At 69.5% G+C, this 22,091-nt stretch carries 14 protein-coding genes; 10 read left to right on the plus strand and 4 right to left on the minus strand.

The window, feature by feature from the left end:
- The 4 genes from BM070_RS17895 to BM070_RS17910 all read right to left on the minus strand — a co-directional run.
- Positions 1–7,287: hemagglutinin repeat-containing protein (locus tag BM070_RS17895; protein WP_139222867.1), on the minus strand; the 7,287-nt coding region annotated here is incomplete at its 3' end.
- Entirely contained in the window at positions 7,284–7,856 is a 573-nt protein-coding gene (locus BM070_RS17900; protein WP_092940715.1) for a toxin-activating lysine-acyltransferase, read from the minus strand. The genes BM070_RS17900 and BM070_RS17895, both read right to left, overlap by 4 nt.
- An 11-nt stretch (positions 7,857–7,867) precedes the next feature.
- Positions 7,868–9,604 carry a ShlB/FhaC/HecB family hemolysin secretion/activation protein gene (locus tag BM070_RS17905; protein WP_092940716.1) on the minus strand — a complete coding sequence of 579 codons (1,737 nt, stop codon included), beginning with the start codon at positions 9,602–9,604 and terminating at the stop codon, positions 7,868–7,870.
- 440 nt (positions 9,605–10,044) lie between these two features.
- Positions 10,045–10,803, minus strand: coding sequence for a TetR/AcrR family transcriptional regulator (locus tag BM070_RS17910; protein ID WP_092940717.1), 759 nt, complete (start codon positions 10,801–10,803; stop codon positions 10,045–10,047).
- Positions 10,804–10,909: 106 nt separating this feature from the next.
- Between BM070_RS17910 and BM070_RS17915 the strand changes: the two genes are divergently transcribed.
- The 10 genes from BM070_RS17915 to BM070_RS17960 all read left to right on the plus strand — a co-directional run bounded on the left by BM070_RS17915 (position 10,910) and on the right by BM070_RS17960 (position 21,841).
- A complete protein-coding gene (locus BM070_RS17915) occupies positions 10,910–11,347 on the plus strand; it encodes a DUF2147 domain-containing protein (protein ID WP_092940718.1) in 438 nt (145 codons plus the stop codon).
- A gap of 62 nt (positions 11,348–11,409) precedes the next feature.
- Positions 11,410–12,291, plus strand: a complete 882-nt coding sequence (locus tag BM070_RS17920) for a TorF family putative porin (RefSeq protein WP_092940719.1) — start codon at positions 11,410–11,412, stop codon at positions 12,289–12,291.
- Between the two features lies 1 nt (position 12,292).
- Positions 12,293–13,894 carry a xylulokinase gene (locus BM070_RS17925; RefSeq protein ID WP_092940720.1) on the plus strand — a complete coding sequence of 534 codons (1,602 nt, stop codon included), beginning with the start codon at positions 12,293–12,295 and terminating at the stop codon, positions 13,892–13,894.
- Positions 13,891–14,547: a class II aldolase/adducin family protein gene (locus BM070_RS17930; protein ID WP_092940721.1), complete on the plus strand. Its 657-nt coding sequence runs from the start codon at positions 13,891–13,893 to the stop codon at positions 14,545–14,547. The genes BM070_RS17925 and BM070_RS17930 overlap by 4 nt, the downstream gene beginning before the upstream one ends.
- A 68-nt stretch (positions 14,548–14,615) precedes the next feature.
- On the plus strand, positions 14,616–16,106 hold the full coding sequence (locus tag BM070_RS17935) for an aspartate aminotransferase family protein (protein ID WP_092940722.1): 1,491 nt from the start codon (positions 14,616–14,618) through the stop codon (positions 16,104–16,106).
- Between the two features lie 4 nt (positions 16,107–16,110).
- Entirely contained in the window at positions 16,111–16,749 is a 639-nt protein-coding gene (locus tag BM070_RS17940; protein ID WP_092940723.1) for a hypothetical protein, read from the plus strand.
- 106 nt (positions 16,750–16,855) lie between these two features.
- Positions 16,856–18,049 (plus strand): MFS transporter, encoded by a 1,194-nt coding sequence (locus BM070_RS17945; protein ID WP_092940846.1) that lies wholly within the window; start codon positions 16,856–16,858, stop codon positions 18,047–18,049.
- A 24-nt stretch (positions 18,050–18,073) separates the two neighbouring features.
- Positions 18,074–19,498, plus strand: coding sequence for a flavin-containing monooxygenase (locus BM070_RS17950; RefSeq protein ID WP_092940724.1), 1,425 nt, complete (start codon positions 18,074–18,076; stop codon positions 19,496–19,498).
- The gene (locus tag BM070_RS17955; RefSeq protein WP_092940725.1) at positions 19,491–20,390 is read left to right on the plus strand and encodes an SDR family NAD(P)-dependent oxidoreductase; all 900 of its coding nucleotides are present in this window, start codon (positions 19,491–19,493) and stop codon (positions 20,388–20,390) included. The genes BM070_RS17950 and BM070_RS17955 overlap by 8 nt, the downstream gene beginning before the upstream one ends.
- An 11-nt stretch (positions 20,391–20,401) precedes the next feature.
- Positions 20,402–21,841 (plus strand): aldehyde dehydrogenase family protein, encoded by a 1,440-nt coding sequence (locus tag BM070_RS17960; RefSeq protein ID WP_092940847.1) that lies wholly within the window; start codon positions 20,402–20,404, stop codon positions 21,839–21,841.
- Positions 21,842–22,091 lie beyond the last annotated feature (250 nt).

A 22,091-nucleotide genomic window follows, 5' to 3' on the forward strand; every position in this document is an offset into this window, starting at 1 on the left:
GCTGCCGGCGCTGCCGGAGGCGCCCATCACCACGGGAGGCGTAGCGCTCCAATTGCCGCTGCTGGGCAGGTTGCTGCCGGGCACTTTGCCTGCGCCCGTGCTGGCCTGGCCTTGCTGGTTGGTGCCGACGCCGCCTGCCGTGGAGCCTCCTGACCCGCCCGAGCCTCCGATGGGCATCATGCCCCCATTGCCCATGCTGTAGCCGCCACCGATGCCCAGGCTGCTGCCCCGGTAGTCGGCCCGGTTCTGGATGTCGCTGTGCGTGAGCGTGGCGGTGCTCAGGCGGTTGGCTCCGTCCTGCACGGCCTTGTCCGTGCTGGCGATAACTGCGCCCTTCAAGTCCGTGTTGCCTCGCACGTCGATCTGGAAGCCGCCGTCACCGGCCCGGATGCCCGATTGCTCGGTCACGCTGGCGTAGTCGCTGTTGATCCTCTGCTGGCCGTAGTTGGCGCTGCCGGCAAAGCCCGCTCCGAAGGTGACGCTGCCGCCCAGGCTTTGGTCGCGCGATTGGTAGGTGCTGGTGTCTTGCAGGCTTTCGAGGTTCAGGTTGCCGCCGACGTCGGCCACCACCTGCTTGCCGCTGGCCACGGCGCCGCGCAGGTTGGTGTCGCCGCCGGATGCGAGCGTGAGCTGGTTACCGGCTGCGACGTGGGTGTTTCTCCAGTTCACGTCGCTGCCGTCGGCCTTGCCGCGCGAGCCGCTGGCGTTGGCGGTGAAGCCGATGGCTGCGCCGCCGGAGCCGACGTTGATGGCCACGCCCACGCCCGCGCTCTGGCTGCTGGAGGATCGCTGGAGGTCGCTGGTGTTGCGCGCTGCCAGCAGGTTGATGTCGCCATCGGCCCGCAAGGCGACATCGCCGCCGCCCTTGATGTCGCTGCCCTGCACGGTGATGCTCGAATCGCGCCCGGCGCCGGTGGCTCGGATGCTGACGTCGCCGCCTGCGGCGACCTGCGATGCCGCCGACTGGGTGACGTCCTGCGTGGTCTTGCTGCCACTCTTGGAGCTGCCCACGGTGATGGAGATGCCGACTCCGCCTGCAGCCCGGGGATCCGACGCGATGGCGTCCGCCGCGTTCTTGCCGGCCAGGGCAGTCGTGGCGCCGGCCAGCACCTGCATGCGGGCATCGCCGCTCTGGCCTGCCGCACGGCTCATCTGCTGGGCGGTCTGGATGGCCGAGATGACGGGTGCCGTCACGGCCACGGTCAGGCCCGATTGCTTGAACTTCGTCTCTTGCGTGCTGTGGCTGGTTTCCTGGGCTTCGAGGATGTCCACCTTCCTGGCCTGGATGGCGATGCCGCCCTGCGGCGCCAGCACGTTGCTGCCCACCTGCAGGTAGTCGTTGCCCGCGCCGATGGCGACGCTGCCTTCGGTGGAGCCCACGGTGGAGGCGGCTGCAGTGGTGCGCCCGGCCTGATTGTCCTGGCTTTGTTGCTGCTTGCCGATGGTGAAGCCGAAGCCGCCGTTGCTGAAGATGCCGCTCTTTTTCTCTTCGCGGAAGTGGCGTTCGTCGGTCGTCTCCCGAGCGGCCTCGATGCGCACGTCGTTCTTGGCGACCAGCGTGGTGCCTGCGGTGGAAACCACGTTGCTGCCAACCACGCCGATGTCCTGGCCGGCTTGTACGTAGGTGGTGTCGCCCGATAGCGTGGTGCCCTGCGCGGTGGTTTCGGACAGGGTGTCGCGCGTGGTGATGGTCTTGCTGGACAGGAAGCCGCTGCGGCCCTTGTGCTGGTGCGCCTCATCCACGTTGCGGGTGGTCTGCGCGGCCGTCAGCTGGACATCGTTGCCCGCCGTGGCGACGAGCGCCCCCTTGTCGCTGGTCACCTGGGCGCCGCGCGCATTCAGGTCGTGGCCCGCCGACAGGCGCAGGTCGCCGTGGGTCTGAATGGAGGTGCCGACCTCCTGCCTCGTGCTGTCGTTGCGCCAGTTCTTGCTGTCCCATTGCAGGGATTGCGCATTCGCTGTCTCGACCGTCTTCAGGTTGAGGTCCTTGCCTGCGGCCACCACGGTCTGGCCTCCGCTGCTGGCGTTGCCGATCTGCGCTGCGACGAGGTTCACGTCGCGCCCCGCGGAGGCGACCAGCACCCCGCCCGAAGGCGCGGTCACATACAGCCCGGCCACGCGGCCGACGTTGGTGACGCTGCCTTGCGCATTGCTGTTGCTGCGCGTGGTGGTTTCCACGCTCAGGTCGCGTCCGGCATGTACCGCCAGGCTCTGGTTGCCGTCGATGATGCCACCCAGATTGCTCAGGTCGGTCCTGGCCTGAAGAGCCACATCGCCACCGGTGATGCGCCCTCCCAGGTTCTTGATGTTCTCGGCAGTGATGGCCACCACGTCTCGGCCCGCGATGCTGCCGCGGTTGATCAAGTCGCCGGACACGTTCAGATTCACCGTCCGCCCGGCCATCAAGGCGCCAGAGCCGTCGATGTCGCCGGGCTTCACGCGGACATAGACCTGCGGCACCAGTGCCCGAGTGGTGGCGCCGCCCGGCAGGCTGACTTCCTTTTCGACCAGCCAGACGATGTCGCTGGTCAACTGTGCCATCTGGGCCGGGGTCAGGGCCACGCCTGGGCGCAAGCCCCACTCCTTGGCGTAAGTGACGCCCTTGTCGATCAGGGCACGGTACTGCGCCTCGTCGCTGCCGTAGCCGTCCAGGAAGCGTCGCCCCGTGAGTTGCGCCACCTGCTCGCGGATCAGTTTCTGCTCGTAGAAGCCGTCCCCCAGCCGTTTCTGGATGGAGCCCGGATCGAGGCGCAGTTGCGAGAGCATGTAGTCGGATGACAACCAGGTGCGATAGTCCGCAAAGCGCGGATCGGTCTCGACCAGGTAGCTCCCGGTGGGGCGCGGGTTCACACGGAACAGCGCGTTGTCGGGCAACACCGTGTTCGGGCCGCCGGTGCGCACCACGGCGGCCTGCCCGCCGGTGGCGCCGGTCAGGGCCGTGACTTCGGTGATCGGGGCCACCGTGCGTCCACTGCCCAGCGCCACGCTCGCGGGCGCCGAGCCCTGCGCCGCCTGGGACACCTGGCCGACCGTCAGCCGTGCGATCTTCGTGCCGCTCGCGCCTGGCACGGTGAACTCCCGATACATCGTGGGCTGCAGCTTGATGGTCTCGATGGTGCTCGGCGGGACATAGGCCGTACTGGCGCTTCCCGTCCGGTCGCGACCCTTGCGATGGTCGCGCCAGAACGATGTGGCAGTGCCCTGGTCCGTGGTCGTCTTCTGCCCATCGACCTCGGTGTTCTGCAGGCTGCCCACACGGCCTTGCAAAGCGCCGCCGGCGATGATGTGCCCCTTGTCGTTGAAGACGGTACCGGCATCGAGGCGCATGGTGCCGCCCGATGTGATCTTGCCGGGATCGGCGCTGGTGATGACCGTCTGGCTCGTGCTGCGGTCGTACTCGTATCGGAGCCAGCTCTCGAAATTGCCCTCGGGCGTGTGCAGATGGTCCGACTCGTCGTTATAGACATAGACGTCGGGAGTGCCAGGCTTGTAGCGGTTGGGGGAACCTGCCCCCTGGTATTCGACGACGTGCTCGGTGCCGCCCTGCTGCACCCCGGTGGCGAAATGCTCGTCGGTGTTGTTGATGCGGCCAGCCGCGAGAGTGAGATTGCCCAGCGCCTCGATGGATGCGCTGTTGTTGTTGACCGTGCCGGCCGCGCCGGTCGCCAGCCCGCTGGCATCCAGCGCTCCGCCGATGGCCATGTCGCCGCCGCTGAAGAGCAGCGCATGTTCCCGGTTGTTGAGGGTCTGGGCGCCGATGTCCAGGCGATCACGGGCCGCGATGACGGCGGCCTTGCCGCTTTCCACGTCGTTGTTCAGCGTACCCGCCTGGATAGCCACATGGTCGCCGTAGATGCGCCCCGTGCCCAGGTTGCTGACGGTTCCCGCATCGATGCGGGTGCTGCCGCCGTCGATCAAGCCGCGATTGGTGAGCGTATTGCGGGCGCTGAGGTTCGTCGTCGTGGCACTGATCTCTCCGCTCGCCTGGTTGTCGATGTCGGCCGCCGACACCGTGAGCATCTTGCCGGCCCGCATCGCCGCCTGGTTGGTCACACGGCCCGCAGTCTGCACGGTGGCATTGCCACTGGCCTGCACCTCGCCCGTGTTGGTGAAGTCGCCGGCCAGGCCCAGGCTCAGGTCGCCCTGCGAAAGCACGCGCCCGTCGCCTGACAAGCCGGCACTGTCGACCGCCAGCGTCTTGCCGGCGATGAGGGTTCCGCCCGTGTTGACCACGGTCTGCGTCTTCGCCGCCGTGTTGCGGTCCTGTATGCGCAAGTCCTGGCCCGAAGAGATCGTGCCTTGCGCATTGTTGAGCACGCCTGCGCCGGTGAGGCTCAGCGTCTCGTCGGCCAGGATACTGCCTGACTGGTTGTTGACCTGGTCTGCAACGACCGCCACTCGGCGGCCGCCCACGCCCTGGTTCTGTCCGGAAGAGCCCGCGTTATCCAGGCTCCCGGCGCGCACACCGAGCGCATCACCGGATCGCAGCAGCCCGCCCTGGTTGTTCACGGCGCCAGAGCCCACGTCCACCGTGGTGGCGCCCAGCGCCTGCACGCTGCCTCCGCGGTTGTCCAGGCCCGCGGCGGCCAGCTGGATGCTGCCTTCACCGCTGATCTGCCCGCCCTGGGTATTGCCGATCTGCGCGGCCTCCACGCCCAGTGCGCCCTTGGCGCCGATGAAGCCGGCCTGGTTGTTCAGCGCCCCTGTGCGCAAGGCCACGCTGCCCTTGCCCAGGATGCCGCCGGACTGGCCGGAGTTCGTGTTGGCCAGCGCTTGCCCGTGCGTGTCCACGGACAGCGTGCCTGCGGCCTGCAAGGCGCCGGCATCGTTGGTGAGCTGACCGCTCTGGACGTCCAGCGCGCCCCGGGCGACGAGAGCGCCACCCGTGTTGTCCAGCGTCCGGCCGCGCGTGTCCACAGACACATCGTGGCCCGCGACCGTGCCTTGGCCGTTGCCGAGACCATTGGCCGCCACGCGAACGGCCTGGGCAGCCTCCATCCGGCCGGATGCGTTGTCGATGGCGCCCTGCGTGGCAGTGACGCTGAGCCCGGACTGCACCGATCCGATGCGGCCGCCCGCGTTGTTGACGGATGCGCCTGTGATCTCGGCGGTGCGATTCGCGGCCAGCACGCCCTGGCCGTTGTCGATCGCGCCCGCCGCCTGCACCCGCAAGCCCTCACCGGCCGTGAGCGTGCCGTTGCCGTTCGACAGCGTGCCTGCATTGACGGAAACATTGCCTCCCGCGCTGATGCGGCCCTGCGCGCCGTTGTCCACCATACCGGAGGCCCGGACATCGAGCGAAGAGGTTCCGGTAGCCTGAAGGGCCCCACCCTGGTTCTTCAGGTCACCAGCAGCGAGCGCGAGATCGCCATTGGAGGCGATCGTGCCCCCGGTGTTGTCCAGCCGGCCGCTGGCCTGGATGGTTCCTGCCGCATTGCCCGTCTGCACCATCTGCCCGCCACGATGCGACAGCACGGACGAGCCGATCTGCAAGCGGTCCGCAGTCGTCTGCGCGCCGTCCAGCGTGGCCGTCTGCGCCGTCAGCGCAAGGCTGCCATTGGTGGCGATCTTGCCCTGCGCACCGTTCACCGCGCTGGCATTCACGGCCACAGCACCGGTGCCGGCATGCTCGATGCGGCCCTGCGCATTGACCAGTGTCTGCGCATCGAGAGACAGCGCCGCGCTGTTGGACGCGATGCGCCCTCTGGTGTTGTCGAGGGTGCCGGGCAGCCGGATCGCCAGGTCACCGGCGCCGGTCTGCAGGATCTCCCCCCCCACGTTCGACAAGTCCCTGGCCGACAGCTGCTGCTGCTGCGCCGAAGCAAATGCGCCGTCGGTGCGCAGCGTGCCTGCGGCGCTGGCAGCGAGGTTCTGCCGCGCGAATACGCTGGCACCGCTCGCGTCGATGTTCCCTGAACGGGCGGCCAGCGCGATATTGCCGGCGCTGGTCTGGCTTCCGGCCACACTGAGTTCCGCACCGTCCAGCGAGGCGTCGCCGCTGGCGACGTTCTGGCCTTGCGCGGCCAATCGGCCGCTGGCACCCACCTGCAAGGATGCATTGCCACCCAGCGTGCCGTCGGACTGCACGCCCGCGCCCATGAGGGAACCCGCACGGCTGTTGACCGTCCCGGCAGCCCCCGTAGCGGCGATCTGCAGGTTGCCACCCGAGGCGATCGTTCCGGTGTTATCGATGTCACCACGGCTGGTGAGCTGCGTGTTGCCCTGCGAATACAGGGTGCCGCCGTTGGCGATGCCGCCATTCGTGTCCGCGCGCACGCCTGCGCTGGCTGTGAGGCGGCCGCGGTTTTCCAGACGCCCGTCAGCCGTGACGACGACATCACCGGCCGTCGCGCCGATCTGGCCTGCGTTGCGAACGCCCACGCCAGCCTCGGTACCGACCAGCGTGATCTTGCCCGCATACATGCCGCCCAGCGCCGCCACATCGATGCCATATTGCGGCGACGCACCGGTGCCCTGGACGGGCATGGCCTGGCTGTGATCTGCGTTCACCTGGTTGGCACCCGCGGTCACCTTCAGCGCATTGGCCCAGATGCCGGCATTGACCGATACGGACCGGGCGATGATGTCGGTGTAGTCCACACGGCTGGCGTCCAACCCGCCATCGACGATGCTCACCCCGCCGTTCTGCACGCGGTACCCATCCAGGCTGCCGCCGTTGAGGATGGGCGTGCCCGTCGTGAGCGTGACCCGGTTCGCATTGATGAAGCCGCAGCCGCCACAGCTGATGCCCGCCGGGTTGGCGATGACCACCTGCGCCCGGTCGCCTGCGACTTCCACGTAGCCCCGCAGCTGGCTGGGATTGCTGGAATTCACCTCGTTGAGGATCACCCGGGCCGTTCCATTCGCCAGCCAGGGGTTGCCCTGAACGAAGCCGCCCAGCTGGGTCTGCGTATTGGTCCGAGCATTGTTCAGGATGGCGCCGGGCTGGTTCACGTCGAACTGCCCGTAGGTGTTGCGCGACACGCCGGCGGCGCTGGGCGTCTGGATGTTGACCAGGGGCACACCGTTGGCGGCATTCAGCACCGTCGGTTGCTGCGTGCGCGGCGCGCTGGGGTCGGCCACGATCTGCGCATGCGCGACCACGCTCACGGAACCTATCGCCAGCATCACGGCAAAGCACAGCGCACGCATGCCGAGCGCAACGGATGGACCACCCGGCATGCCGGTGGTGCCGGCCTGCTTGCCTTCGCTGCTCGCTATTTCCGCCACGGCCATCAACTGGCCCCGCGCCTTGTTGAAGACGATTCGATAAAGGTGCTTGTTCATTGTTGGACCTCGCTGGAGTCGGCGTCAGAACCGCCAGGAATGCGGCTTGCGTTCACAGCCGCCGGCTGAATGGGGTGCAGGGCTGCCCAGGCACGGGCTTCTTCAGGCATGACTGCGATGCCCCGGAAATGCAGGACGCGCAGACCGCGCGTATCGCCGCGGTGGTAGAGCGCTCGCACGTTCTGCGTGGGAAAGAGCCGCGTCAGCAGCTGCCGGGAGGCACGCGTATGCCCGAAAGGCGCCACCCAGTCGAGAATCCACATGCGGTCCCCGCTCGTCCAGTCGGCCTCCGGCATGGCTTCCGGCGGGCGGGCGATGTAACGGCGCTCGGCATCCGGGCTGAACATCGCCCAAGTCAGGAAGAAGGCAGGCTGCCCGTTTTCGGTCGCCAGCACGAATTGCCGGCGCTTGATGGCCGGCAGCAGCAGTACCGACAGCAAGTGCAGCGGCATGCTCTGGTGCGAGGCCGAATGCATGTAGAGCCAGACGGCAGAACCCATCACCTCGGCTTCGTTGCATGGCGCATCGGGCACACCCGGAGCGATGACATCGAGAGAGTCGAATCGCATGGGCTCGCCCCTCAGAACGACCAGTTCAAGTTGAATCCGGCCGTCGTCTTGCCGGTCTGGAAGCCATCGGGCTTGGACAGCGGCGTGCCCACGAAAACGTCCCACGACACCCTTTGGTACCCGCCCCTGAGGCCGATCACGGCGCCAGCCAGGCGACGGCCGATCAGCTGGGCAGCGGAACGGCCGCCGACCTGGCCGTAGTCGACGCCCAGGTAGAGCTCCTGCCCCGAGTTGCCCAGCGCCCAGCCCAGGTCATTGCGCACCAGCCAGCCACGGTCGCCGATGAGCGTGCTTTCTCCATCGAAGCCGCGCACCGTGTAGCGCCCACCGATCGAGAACCTGTCCTGGGGCACCAGGGGCGTGCGGTTCCACAAGGCGCGCCACGCGGTGGTGTAGCGCAGGCGCTGCCCGGCCAGCGCGAAAGGCACGGCCAGTTGCACGTCTGCAGTGAAGAGCGAAGGGCGCGCAGTGCCTTCGTCGAAAGCTTCCTCAGGCGCCGGCAGCGAAGCCAGCATGCCTGTGCCCCGGCGATAGGCCAGGTTCGCGTCCAGCGTGGCCGAGCCGATGAATTCGCGGTGGGCCAGCCCCAGTTCCCAGCCCGCCATGCGGCGGCGCTGAACCTCGATCTCCGTATCGTCGATCGCATTCGTGGAGCTGCGCAGCCAGGCACGCACATAAGCGCTCGTCTTGCGCTTGGCATCGCGATAGAGCAGGCGCGACAGGCGGACTTCGCTGTTCTCGCTGGTGCCGCTGTATCGATAGGTCTGGTTGGCGCCGGCAACGGACTGGTAGTAGTCGTAGCTGTTGGTGGTTACGCCCAGCAGCCAGTATCCGTAAGGCACTTCATAGTGGACGGTGTAGCCACGCGTACCCTTGCTGCCGGGCTCTCCGCCACCGAGATCGTGGTTGAAGCTGACGTAGAAAAGATCGTTCAACGTCCACCAGTGGTCATATGCGAGCGTGGCGCTGCCCTGGTATTTGCCGGTGTACTTGCTCCCCGAGTCGTCCGCAGAGAAACTCAAGCGGAAGGGTTGCTCCTGCTTCCAGGTGATCACCAGGTCGCTGTCACCGGGCCGAGCGTCCGGGCCTTCGGTGGGCATGATCTGTATGTCGGCATCGGCCGTCGGCACACGCTTGAAGTTCTCCAGGCTCTGCTCGATATCGCGCAAGTTCAGCAAATCGCCAGGCTCTACCGGCACCGCATTCCATCGGTTGGCACGCGGGCTACTGTCTTCAGTGAAGCGAATGGTGCGGATGCGCCCGGGAATCAGCGTGAGTTCCAGCGTGCCCTTGGTCAGGTCTTGCGATGCCGCCAGCACGCGAGTGGTCACATAGCCACGTTCAATGATCGCGTTCTGCACGCGTTTCATGGTGAGGTTGATGCCTTCGGAGCCCAGGCAGCGGCCGGTAGCCGCATCGCCCTCGGGATCGGCTGCCTTCAGGGCCCATTGGAAGTCGGCAGCGGAATCACCCACCAGGACAATGCGATCGATGCGGAAGCAGGGATCCTCCTGAACGGGAAGACTCTGCGCTTCGGCACGCGCAGGTCGTTCCAGTCGAATATCGGGCATTGTCTCCTGCTGCTGCCGTAAGAGGCGCTCTCGCTCCTGCTGCCTCAGCAGTTCCTGGGTACCGTCACCGGAGGCCGGCGTCTGCGCAAAAGCGATAGAGGCAGGCACGGTCACCAATAGCCAACTCCACTTTCTTGCCCAGCCGATACCCTGCTCTGCCAACGAGCTATGCACCATCAGTCTCACCCTCTCCTGTTTTTTATACGTCACGCGCGACGCAGCGGAATTCAAGCAACCGCGACTCTAGACAAGGATCGGAGAGAAATGAAAGCCATTGCTATTTTGTGTAACGACAAGACCAAGCCGTCCTTGACGGCTTGCGCACACTGATACAAAAAATGAGCCAGGCTCATAACGGTCAACCGTTGAGGATCGGAGTGCTGGTTCCTGTTGCCAGTCACTTCATCGAGACGGGTTGACAGGTTGCAGGCAGGGTCCTGCCACCTGCCCGGAAGAACAGGCCGGGCGCAAAGGGGACGAACAGCGGGGAGAGGTCCGTCACGCAGACACCGTTGCGAGCGCGGCGCCGCCAATTTTTTCAGTGGCCTCTCAGCGCCTCTGGCGAAGCGCATGCCGGATGACCCGGCCGCCCGGGCCGACGCAGCGGTCCCGCCCGCTCACTGCACCCGCGCCCGTGCCGCCGGCTTGCGGCGCGGCGAGGGCTTGGCGGCCTTTTCGGTCGCAGCGGCCGCGGCTGCGGGCTGCATCTTTCCCAGCTGGCTGGCGACCATGCCGGCGACGGTGCGGGCGACGGCCTTCACGTCCAGGGGCTCGTCGAAGATCATTTCCACGGTGGCGTAGATCAGTTCCACCACGATGCGGCTGAGCAACTGCAGCTCGGCCGGATCGACTCCGGGCAAAGCCTGCGACAGCAGCTGCACCTGCTCCTGCGTGACGGCGGTGTGCGAGGCCAGGCGCACCTCCTGCAGCACGGGCACGGCGCGCAGCGCCCGCATGATCCACACCCCTCCCACGGTCTGCACCGTGGCTTCGTAGGTGTCGAGGATGAGCCCCTCCACCGCGCGCTCCAGGCTTTCCACGCCACCGGCAAACACCTCCAGCGTGATCCAGCGGCCCACGCGCACGTTCTGCGCGTGCATCAGCCGTTTGCCCAGCTCGGACAGCAGCGCGTACTTGTTGGGGAAATAGCGGTAGAGCGCCGGCGGCGTGATGCCTGCGCGCTCGCACACCAGGTTGGTGGAGAGCCGCTCGATGCCCACGTCCGCCAGGGTCTGCGCCGTGACTTCCAGGATGCGTTCGTACGTCTCCGTCGCCCGCTGCTGCGCGGGCTGTTTCTTGGCGGTCAGCGAAGGCGACGGGCGGCTGGCAGGCGGCATGGTGCGGCGATGGGGAAGAGGCGGGGAGGGTTGCGGCATCAGGGATTGTCCTCGTATTGCGTCGATTGCAAGAGAGTAGCGATAACTATATAGTAGTCATCACTATGTAATGTTTCTCTGTCCCGGCTCAAGAAAGGTGCATTCCATGAAGTCTCCGATCTGCTTGTTGGCCCTGGTGGGCTGTGTGATGGCGGTGCCGGCCCGGGCGGGCGGCCCGGCCGATGCCCAGGGCAACTGGATGACGGCCGAGCGCGACGCCGTGATCCGCTTCGCCCCGTGTACCGACCAGCCCGGCGCCCTGTGCGGAACCATCGTCTGGGACAAGGATGCCGGCACGCCGGCCAGCACCTGCAACGTGCGCGTGGCGCAGTTGTCGCGCTATGCGGACGACGCCTGGCGCGACGGCTGGGTCTTCGATCCGCGCGAGAACAAGAAATACCGCGGCGCCGTGCGCGCCGAAGGCGATGCGCTGCGCATCCGGGCCTTCGTGGGCGTGGAGGCCCTGGGGCAGACCGAGCAGCTGCAGCGCGTGGCGACCCTTCCGGCCACGCCGGCCTGCGCCCCCGGCGCCTCGGGCCCCTGACCCGTCTCTTCCCACCGCGCACCCCTCCTCTCCTCGCGATTCGCCCCACCCAGGAGCCTTCCATGTCCCTGACCCGCCCCCTTCCCAGCGCCTTCGCGGCGTCGCTCTTCGCCTTCGCCGCCATGCCCGGCTCGGCGCAGGACATCGCCAGCTACGCCGTCACCACCGACGTGAAGCTCACCACCGACCAGCGCACGCGCGGCGTGTCCGATTCGCTGAACGGCCCGGGCGCCAAGCTCAGCGTGCAGCTGGCGCATGAAAGCGGACTGGTCGGGCTGGCCGAGTTCGCCACCGTGAGCAAGAAGCAGTTCCTGGACGGGGCGGGCGTGGGCGTCACCCTGGCCGGGGGATACCGCTTCGGCAACCCCGATGGCTGGCACTACGGCCTGGGGCTGGCGGCGGAGATGTTTCCCGGCGCGAAATTCCAGGCGCCCCACGGCTTCGACATGGAAACGGGCACGCCCACGGACCTGCGCAGCACCCGCTTCGACAGCGCCTTCGCGGTGCTGGAGATCGGCTACGGCGCGCTGGAGGGCCGGGTCATGAACGTCATCTCCAAGACCTACCGGGGCATCGACACCGGCGGCGTCTGCGGCACCATGCTGTCGCTGATGCCGGACCCCACCCGCGCGCTGGAGTGCTATGGCCGCGGCGACCACGACTCCCGCGGCAGCTGGCTGTTCGACCTGGGCTACAAGCACGCGCTCACGCCCACCACCACGCTCAACCTGCACGCCGGCTACCAGCGCATCGCCAACTTCAGCGAGGCGAACTTTTCCGACTATTCCATCGGCATCACCCACAAGCACTGGGGCTTCAACTGGACCGCCGAATGGATGACCACCCGCACCCGCGTGCGCGAGCTGTACATGGCGATGGACGGCGACCGCCCCCGCGCGACGGATGGCAACCGCTTCGTGCTCTCGGTCTCGCGCAGCTTCTGACATGGCTCTGCGATCGAACGACACGCGGCTGGTGCTGGCGGTGGACCTGGGCACCTCGGGCTGCAAATGCGCCCTGGTGGCCCTGGACGGCACCGTCCATGCCTGGGCCTTCCGCCCCGTGGCGCTGCACGTGCAGGGGGCGATGGCCGAGCAGTCGCCCGACGACTGGTGGGCCGCTTTCGTACATAGCGCCCAGGAAGTGCTGGCTGCCGAAGCCGGCCTGCGCGAGCGGGTGGTGGCCGTGTGCTGCTCCACGCAGACCGAGGGCACGGTGTGCGTGGATGCGCAGGGCCGGGCCATCGGGCGGGCGCTCACCTGGCTGGATGCGCGCGGCGCGGCGGCCATCGCCCGCCGCGTGCGGGGCCGCGTGCTCAACATCGAAGGGTACGCGCCGTTCAAGCTCTGGCGCTGGCTGCGGCTGACCGGCGGCGCGCCGTCGCTGTCGGGGCGCGACTCCTCCGGGCACATGGCCTATCTGCGCGACGAGGACCCGGCCCGCTACGAGCGCACGCACAAGTTCCTCAACGTGCTCGATTACCTGAACCTGCGCCTCTCGGGCAGGTTCTGCGCCACGCAGGATTCGGCCGTCACCTCGTGGATCACCGACAACCGCGACCCGCACCGCGTCCGCTACGACGCCGGGCTCATCCGGCTGCTGGGGCTGGACGCGGAGAAGCTGCCCGAAATCGTGCATTCCACCGACGTGCTGGGCCCGCTGCTGCCGCAGGTCGCGCAGGCCCTGGGCCTGGGCGGCAGGACGGTGGTCGTCGCCGGCGCGGTGGACACCTCCGCCGTGGCCGTGGGCGCGGCAGTGCCCGACTTCGAGACCCATCTGTACCTGGGCACCTCTTCCTGGCTGGGCGCGCACGTGCCCTTCATGAAGACCGATGTGCGCCACAAGATCGGCGCCATCCCGAGCGCCGTCGATGGCCGCTACCTGGCGATGGCGCTGCAGTCCACGGCCGGAGCCAACCTCTCGTTCCTGCGCGACCGCATCCTCTACCACCCCGACGAGCTGGCCAGCGACGAGGAGCACCCCGCCGTTTATGAGGTGCTCAACCGCATCGCGGCACGCGTGCCGCCCGGCGCGCGGGGCCTGATCTACACGCCCTGGCTGCTGGGCGAGCGCACGCCCGTGGACGACCCGCGCCTGCGCGCCGGGCTGCTGAACATGTCGCTGGAGCACACCCGCGAGGACATCTTCCGCGCCTTCCTGGAAGGCGTGGCCCTCAACACGCGCTGGATGCTGGAGCCCTTCGCGCGCCTCATCGGCCGCGATGCGGGCATCGTCACCGCCGTGGGCGGCGGCGCGCAGTCGGACGTGTGGTGCCAGATCATGGCCGACGTGACGGGCCAGCCCGTGCGCCAGCTGGAGAACCCCATCCAGACCAATGCCGTCGGCGCCACCTTCATCGCCGGGGTGGGCCTGGGCGCGCTCGCCTTCGCCGACCTGGCACGGCTGCGGCGCACGCGTGCGCTCTACGAGCCGTCGCTCGCGCTGCGGCGCCTCTACGGCGACCGGTTCGAGACCTTCAAGGAGGTGCGCACCCGCCTGGCACCGCTCTACCACCGCATCAATGCCCCCCAGGGAGCCGCCGCATGACCCTCGCCCCATCCACCACCCTGCCCGTGCGCCAGACCGTCATCGACCTGTGCCTGGAGCTGTCGCAGCGCGGCTACTTCTCGGGCACGGGCGGCAACATCGCCCTGCGCATCGACGCCGGCCACATCGCCGTGACGCCCTCGGCCACCGACTACCTGACCATGACCGCCGACGACGTCTGCGTGCTGCGCCTGGCCGACCTGCAGCAGGTGGCGGGCGGGCGCGCGCCCTCGGTGGAAAGCGGCCTGCATGCCCGCGTGCTGCGCGCCCGGCGCGACGCCACGGCCAGCATCCACACCCACCAGCCCGTCGCCAGCGCCTGCGCGCTGCTGGGCCGGCCGCTGGCCGTGCCGGCGGGCCCGATGCGGCGCACGCTGGGCCGCAGCGTGCCGGTGGTGGGCTATGCGCCTTCGGGCAGCGGCTGGCTTTCCTCGCGGCTGTCGCGGGCGCTGCGCGCGGACACCCACGCCTACCTCATGCGCAACCACGGCGTGCTGTGCTGCGGCCCCGACGTCCGGGCGGCGATGCAGGCGGTCGAGGACCTGGAGGAGCTGTCCCGCCAGACGCTGCTGCAGTCCATCGCCGCCCGCTCCCGGCGCCAGCCCGCTCTGCAGCCCGCCTTCCAGCGCCTGGCGGATGCGCTGGGCACCTGATCGGCCCGGCCACCCATCACGCCACCGCCGCATCTATTCCTCCCACCCACCATCCCCGAGCCCCAGCCATGAGCAACCTTGCCTCCATCCACACCGCCGCCTCGGCCACCGCAGCACCAGCCCCCGCCATCTCGGCCTGGCCCGACGTGGACGATCTATACCGCCGTTTCGGCGAGCTGGTGAAGCAGCCCATGCGGCCGGTCCGCGCCGACAAGATGCCGCAGGTGATGCGCTACTTCGACGAGCGCTGCCAGGGCTCGCGCCGGCTGGCCGAGCAGGCCAAGGCCGTGATTCCCGGCGGCGTGCAGCACAACCTGGCGTTCAACCACCCGTTCCCGCTCGCCATCGCCCAGGCCGCGGGCGCCCACATGACCGACGTGGACGGCAACCGCTACATCGACTTCCTGCAGGCCGGCGGCCCCACGCTGCTGGGCTCCAGCCACCCGGCGGTGCGGCAGAAGGTCAACGAGGTGCTCGACTCCTGCGGCCCGGTCACCGGCCTGCTGCACGAATACGAGGTCAAGCTGGCCGAGCTGGTCTGCCAGAACATGCCCGGCGTGGACATGGTGCGCCTGCTGGGCTCGGGCACCGAGGCCGTGATGGGCGCCGTGCGCCTGGCGCGCGCCTACACCGGCAAGAAACGCATCATCAAGGTGGGCGGCGCCTACCACGGCTGGAGCGACCAGCTGGTCTATGGCATGCGCCTGCCCAAGACCGGCCGCATGGAGGCCGTGGGCATCCCGCACGGCGCCACCGGCAACACGCAGGAATGCAACCCCAACGACCTGGACGCGCTGCGCAGCGCGCTGCAGTGGAACCGCCTGCGCGGCGGCACGGCGGCCGTGCTGCTCGAACCCCTGGGCCCCGAAAGCGGCACGCGGCCCGTGCACCCCGACTACAACCGCCAGGTGCGCCAGCTCTGCGACGAGTTCGGCGCGCTGATGATCTTCGACGAGGTGGTGACGGGCTTTCGCCTCGGCCCCGGCGGCGCGCAGGCGTATTTCGGCGTCAAGCCCGACCTGACCGTGCTGGGCAAGTGCCTGACCGGCGGCTACCCGATGGCCGGCGCCATCGGCGGGCGGCGCGACATCATGATGATGCTGGTGGGCGGCATCGGCACCACCGCCAAGCGCGCCTTCGTGGGCGGCACGCTCTCGGCCAACCCACTCTCGTGCGTGGCCGGCTACCACGCGCTGCTGGAGGCCCAGCGCACCGACGCGGCGGGCGTGGCCGGGCGCGCGGGCGACCGGCTGCGAAAGGGCCTGGACGCCATCATCCAGCGCCTGGGCCTGCCCTACGTGGCCTACAACATGGGCTCCATCGTGCATCTGCAGACCTCGGGCGTGCTGCTGCTGGACACCAGCAGCCTCTGGAAGCTCTACAAGGCCAAGGACGAGGCCAAGCGCCGCAAGCACATGATGGAAGAGATGGGCGCGGCCTACACGGCCCACGGCCTCATCACGCTGGCCGGCAGCCGCATCTACACCAGCCTCGCCGATACCGATGCGGTGATCGACGACGCGCTGAACCGCTTCGAGGACGTCTTCAAGCTGGTCTGACGCCATGACGCACACCGAACAGAACCTGCGCGCGCAATGGGCCGGGCTGCGCGACCGGCTGCAGGCCAAGCGCCTGCTCGAAGGCCGGGGCGCCAGCCTCTCGCTGCGCATTCCCGGCAGCGATGCGATGTGGTTCGGCCTGGCCCAGGCCGCCGCGCCCGAGCGCATCGCCCTGCGCGCCGCGCCGCCGGCCGCCCGGCTGCACGCCCTGGCCTATGCGCAGCGCGGCGACGTGGGCGCTGTGGCGGTGGGCGGCGGCGCGTTCGGCCACTGCCTGGCGGACTTCGGCGGCAGCCTGCCGCAGGTGTTCGACGAGCAGGCCCGCCACATCGGCCCCATGCAGGCCGCCTGCCGGCTGGACGAGGCAGCCGCGCCGCCCACGCTGGAGGGCCTGGGCAATGCCGCGCTGGTGGATGGGCACATGGTCTGCCTGGGCACCACGGCCACGCGGCTGGGCCTGAATGCCGAGCTCATCGAGAAGTGCGCCAAGGCCTATGTGCTGGCCGTGGCCGGCGGCGGGCGCGTGCGCCCCCTGCCCTGGATCGTGCGCCTGGTGGCCAACCGGCGCCTCGCCAAGGACCAGGAGCGCGCCCGGGCACGGCTCCTGCAGGGCCTGCTGCCCGAGGAAAGCAAGGGCTACTGATCCGCCCGGCTTCGCCGCACCGCACCGCAACGCCAGCCACGCCGCCGCTAGAGCCACAGCCACCGCTGACGCCGGCGGCAGCCGCAGAGAAAGGACGGGTTCCATGATGAGCACGCGACCGAATGCCTCCATCCACGCCAGCCAAGTGGTGGCCGCCCTGGCCATCGGCACCATCGCCGTGCTCATGGTGGGCCTCCAGCCCATCGTGCTGGGCGAGCTGGTCGATGCGCGGCGGGTCAGCCTCGAAGGCGTGGGCCTCGTCGCCATGGCCGAAATCATCATGCTCGGGCTGGGCGTGGTGCTGGGCGATGCGCTGCTGCCCATCGCGCGGCTGCGGGCCGTCACCCTCGTGGCCGCCCTGGCGGCGGCCGGCCTGGACCTGCTCACCCTGCAGGCCCAGGGCGATGCCGCGCTGACCGCCGTGCGCGCCGCGGCGGGCCTGGCCGAAGGCGTGCTGATCTGGGTCGCCACGGGCGTGGTGGTGCGCACCGCCAGCCCCGCCCGCGTGGGCGGCATCTTCTTCGTGCTGCAGACGCTGGCCCAGGCCCTGCTGGGCGCCGTGCTGGCCAATGCCGTCATCCCGCGCTGGGGCTGGGCGGGCAGCTTCGTGGCCCTGGGCCTGCTGGCGCTGCTGGCCTGCGCGCTGGCCTTCGCCCAGCCCGCGCGCCTGGCGCCGCTGCCCCCGCCTTCGGCGACGGGCTTTCGCTGGTCCGCGCGCACGCTGCAGCCGCTCGCCGTGGTGTTCCTGCAGCTGGCCGCGCTGGGTTCGTTCTGGGCCTATCTGGAGCCGCTGGGCAAGGCCGCCGGCTTCGATGCGCGCGGCGCGCAGACCCTGGTGGCCGCCTCGCTGGCGATGCAGGTGATCGGCGGCATCGTGGCGACTCTCGCCGTGCGCCGCCTGCCCGTGGTGCCCGCGCTGCTGGGCTGCTCGGTCGCGCTGGCCGGGGTCACGGGCTTCATCCACCAGCTGCCCGCCGGCAGCCTGCAGGGCTTCGCCGTGGCCTGCGCGCTGTTCGGCTTCGTCTGGCTGTTCATGCTGCCCTTCCACATCGGCCTGGCCCTGCGCGCCGACCCGAGCGGGCGGCTGGCCGGGCTGGTGCCCGCCGCCCAGCTGCTGGGCAGCGCCTGCGGGCCGCTCACGGCCTCGTTCATCGTGCAGGGCGAGAACGCCGGCGCCGTGCCGCTGCTGAGCGCCGGCTTCGCAGGCGCGGCCGCCCTGCTGGCGCTGGCCCTGGCGCGCAAGGCCGCGCGGCCCTCGCCCGGCGCACCGGGCCGCGCGCACTCCGCCCGTCCGCACTGATCGCAACTGAAAGGGAGCCCCGACATGACCCCAACCGACTCCATGCAACCCATCGACCGCAGCGGCGCCGTGTGCGTGATCGGCGCCGGCCCCGGCGGCCTGGCCGCGGCGCGCGCGCTCAAGGCCCAGGGGCTGGACTACGACCAGTTCGAACGGCACGGCGACGTCGGCGGCATCTGGGACATGGACAACCCCGGCTCGCCGATCTACGAGTCGGCGCACTTCATCTCCTCGCGCGACCTCTCGGGCTTCCTGGGCTACCCCATGCCCCGGCATTACCCGGACTATCCGTCGCACCGGCAGATCCTGCAGTACGTGCGCAGCTTCGCGCAGGCGTTCGGGCTGCGCGAAGCCATCCGCTTCAACACCCCCGTGGCCCGGGTGGAGAAGGAAGACGGCGGGCTCTGGACCGTCACCCTGGGCAGCGGCGAGCGCCGCCGCTACCGCGCCGTGATCTGCGCCACCGGCTGCAACTGGGACCCGAACCTGCCGAGCTTCGAGGGCCGCTTCGACGGCGAGGTGCGCCACTCGGTCAGCCACGTCGCGGGCGAGGACTTCAAGGGCCGGCGGGTGCTGGTCGTGGGGCTGGGCAATTCCGGCGCCGACATCGCCTGCGACGCGGCCATCCACGCCGACCGCGCCTTCATCAGCGTGCGCCGGGGCTACCACTTCATCCCCAAGCATGTGCTGGGCAAGCCCGTGGACCATCTGGCCGAGACCGGCCCGCACCTGCCGCTCTGGCTGGCGCGGCCCCTCTTCGGCGCGCTGCTGCGGCTGACGGTGGGCGACGTGACCCGCTTCGGCCTGCCCCGGCCCGACCATCGGCTCTTCGAGAGCCACCCCCTGCTCAATTCGCAGCTGCTGCATTACCTGCAGCACGGCGAGATCGCGGTCAAGCCGGACATCTCGCACCTGGACGGGCGGCACGTCGTCTTCGCCGATGGCTCGCGCGAGGCGATCGACCTGGTGCTCTGCGCCACCGGCTACCGCTGGAGCTGCCCCTACGCGGCCGACTACTTCACCTGGAAGGGCGGGCGCCCGCAGCTCTACCTCTCGATGTTCAGCCGCCAGCACCGCAACCTGTTCGGCATCGGCTATCTGGAAACCAACTCCAGCGCCTACAAGCTCTTCGACACCCAGGCCCACCTGATCGCCTCGTACCTGCGCGCGCACAGCGACGGCGCGCCGAGCGCGGCGCGTTTCGACGCGCTGATCGAGAGCGACCAGCCCGATCTGTCCGGCGGCATCCGCTTCGTCGGCTCCGAACGCCATGCCGTCTATCTGGACGCCCACGCCACCAAGGCCTATCTGCGCGATCTGCGCCGCCGCATGGGCTGGAAGGAACTGGACGAGGGCATGTACGCGCATCTGCGGCGCGGCCCGGCAGACACCGCTCCGGAAAGCACGGCGAGCCCGCAGGCCGCCGCGCAGGGAGGCGCCCATGTCTGAACCCCTGCACGCCACGGCCTACGCCGGCTGGGTGGCCGTGATCACCGGGGGCGCGGGCGGCATCGGCCAGGCCACGGCGGCACGGCTGATCGAGCGCGGCATCACCTGCCTGCTGGTGGACATCGACGCCGCCGCGCTGGAGCGGGCCGCCCAGGCGCTGGGCCCGCGCGCCCTCACGCACTGCGCCGATCTGGGCGGCACGCAGGCGCTGGCCGAGCTGGCCGCGCGCGTGGACCGGGAGTTCGGCCGGCTCGACCTGCTGGTCAACAACGTCGGCGTGACCGACACGCGGCCCTTCGAGCAGCGCAGCATCGAATCCATCGTGCGCGAGATGCAGATCAACCTGCTCATGCCCATGGCGCTCACGCATGCGCTGCTGCCGCGCCTGCAGGCGGCGGCCGACGGCCGCGTCATCACCACCGTGTCGCTGGGCGGCCTGTTTCCGCTGCCGGAGACCACGGTGTATTCGGCCTCCAAGTTCGGCCTGCGCGGCGCCATGCTGTGCCTGGGGCTGGACGAGGCGCGGCTGGGCGTGAGGTTCTCCATCGTCAACCCCTCGGCCACCGAAACGCCGATGCTGATGCGCGAGGCCATCACCGGCGGCAACCAGCTGCAGTTCATGGACCCGCCGCAGACCGCCGCCGAAGTGGCCGCCTGCATCCTGCGCTCGCTTGATGAGCCCGTGCTGGAGCGCTACGTGCGCGGCAGCGAATCGTGGCTGGTGCGCCTGGCCATGCTGGTGCCCAACCGGCTCGCGCGCCTGATCCCGCTGCTGCAGCGCAGCGCCGCCAAGGGGCATAGGCGCTACCTCGATTCGCTGCAGCAGCGCGGCCTGATCGAGCGCCAGGGCGATGCCTGGCGCCTCACTGCGGACCGCCGCGCCGAACCATGAAGGAGCCGGCCATGGCGCCTCTGCCTCAAGAGACCGATCCCCAGACCCTCCAGCGCCTCTTCGACGGCCAGGCAGCGACGGCGCTGGCGCTGCGCGGCTCCACCGCGCGCGAGCGCACGGCCAAGCTGCGCCGGCTGCGCGACGGCCTGCTGCAGCGCCGCGAAGCGCTCTATGCGGCCTTCGCCCTGGACCTGCGCAAGCCCCCGGTGGAGGTGGACCTGACCGAGCTGATGCCGGTGGTGGACGAGGCCCGCCATGCCATCGCCCACCTGCGGCGCTGGATGCGGCCCCGGCGCGTGCGGCCCACGCTCACCACGCTGGGCACGCACGCGCGGGTGCTCTGCCAGCCGCGCGGGCGCTGCCTCATCATCGGCCCGTGGAATTACCCGGTGAACACGCTGCTGGGCCCGCTGGTGTCGGCCATCGCGGCGGGCAACACGGTGATCCTGAAGCCGTCGGAATTCACGCCCCACGTCAACGCCGTGGTGGCCGAGCTGGTGGCCGCGCTGTTCGAGCCGGCCGAAGTCGCCCTGGTGCAAGGCGGCGTGGAGACCGCCCGGCAGCTGCTGGCCCTGCCCTTCGACCACATCTTCTTCACCGGCTCGCCCGCGGTGGGCAAGATCGTGATGGCCGCCGCCGCCCGGCACCTGACCTCCATCACGCTGGAACTGGGCGGCCAGTCGCCCGTGATCGTCGATGCCACGGCCGACCTGCGGCAGGCGGCGGCGCTGATCCTCTGGGGCAAGTGCACCAACGGCGGCCAGACCTGCGTGGCGCCCGACCATGCCTTCATCCACCGCAGCGTGATGGACCGCTTCGTGGCGCATTGCCGGCAGCTGCTGGCCGAGCGCTACGGCACCACCGACGATGCCGTGCAGGCCAGCCCCGACCTGGCCCGCATGGTCACGCAGCGCCACGCCGAACGCCTGGGCGCGCTGATCGACGACGCGCTCGCGCGCGGCGCCACGCTGCTGGCGGGCGGCCGGCACGATGCGGCGCAGCGCTACGTGGCCCCCACCCTGCTGGGCGATGTGCCGGCCGATGCGCTCATCACCGGCGAAGAGATCTTCGGCCCCGTGCTGCCGCTGCAGGCCTTCGACACGCTGGACGAAGTCATCGCGCAGATCGACGCCCGGCCCAAGCCGCTGGCCCTCTACCTCTTCAGCCGCGACCGCGCCGTGCAGCGGCAGGTGGCCGAGCGGACCAGCTCGGGCGGCCTGGGCCTGAACCTCTGCGTGCAGCAGTACGCGCATGGCGGCCTGCCCTTCGGCGGCGTCAACCACTCGGGCATCGGCAGCGCGCACGGCGTGCATGGCTTCAAGGCCTTCTCGCATGAACGCGCCTGCCTGGCCGCCGGCGCCTTCTCGGCGCTGAGCCTCTTCTTCCCGCCCTACACGGCGCTGCGGCACCGGCTGAGCACGGCGCTGCTGCAGATCCTGCGCAGGGTCTAAGAACGTGTTGACGATCTCCCAGGGGTCGCGCAGCTACGTCGGCGGGATGGGATGCAAGGCGCGGTGCGCAGTGGATAGCACGGCTATCCACAAGCGCCGCAACGCCGCAGACCGCCCGCCGACGTAACTGCCCTTCGGGTTGGAGCGAAATCGGGCCATGGCAACGAGTTTTGACGCCCCGGCTGCTTGCATGGACATGAGCCCATGCGGCGCACCCGAAGCATCCACTCATCCCGATTGCGTTCCAACG

It is taken from the genome of Paracidovorax wautersii (assembly GCF_900113035.1).
In the GTDB taxonomy this organism is placed as follows: Bacteria; Pseudomonadota; Gammaproteobacteria; order Burkholderiales; family Burkholderiaceae_C; genus Paracidovorax; species Paracidovorax wautersii.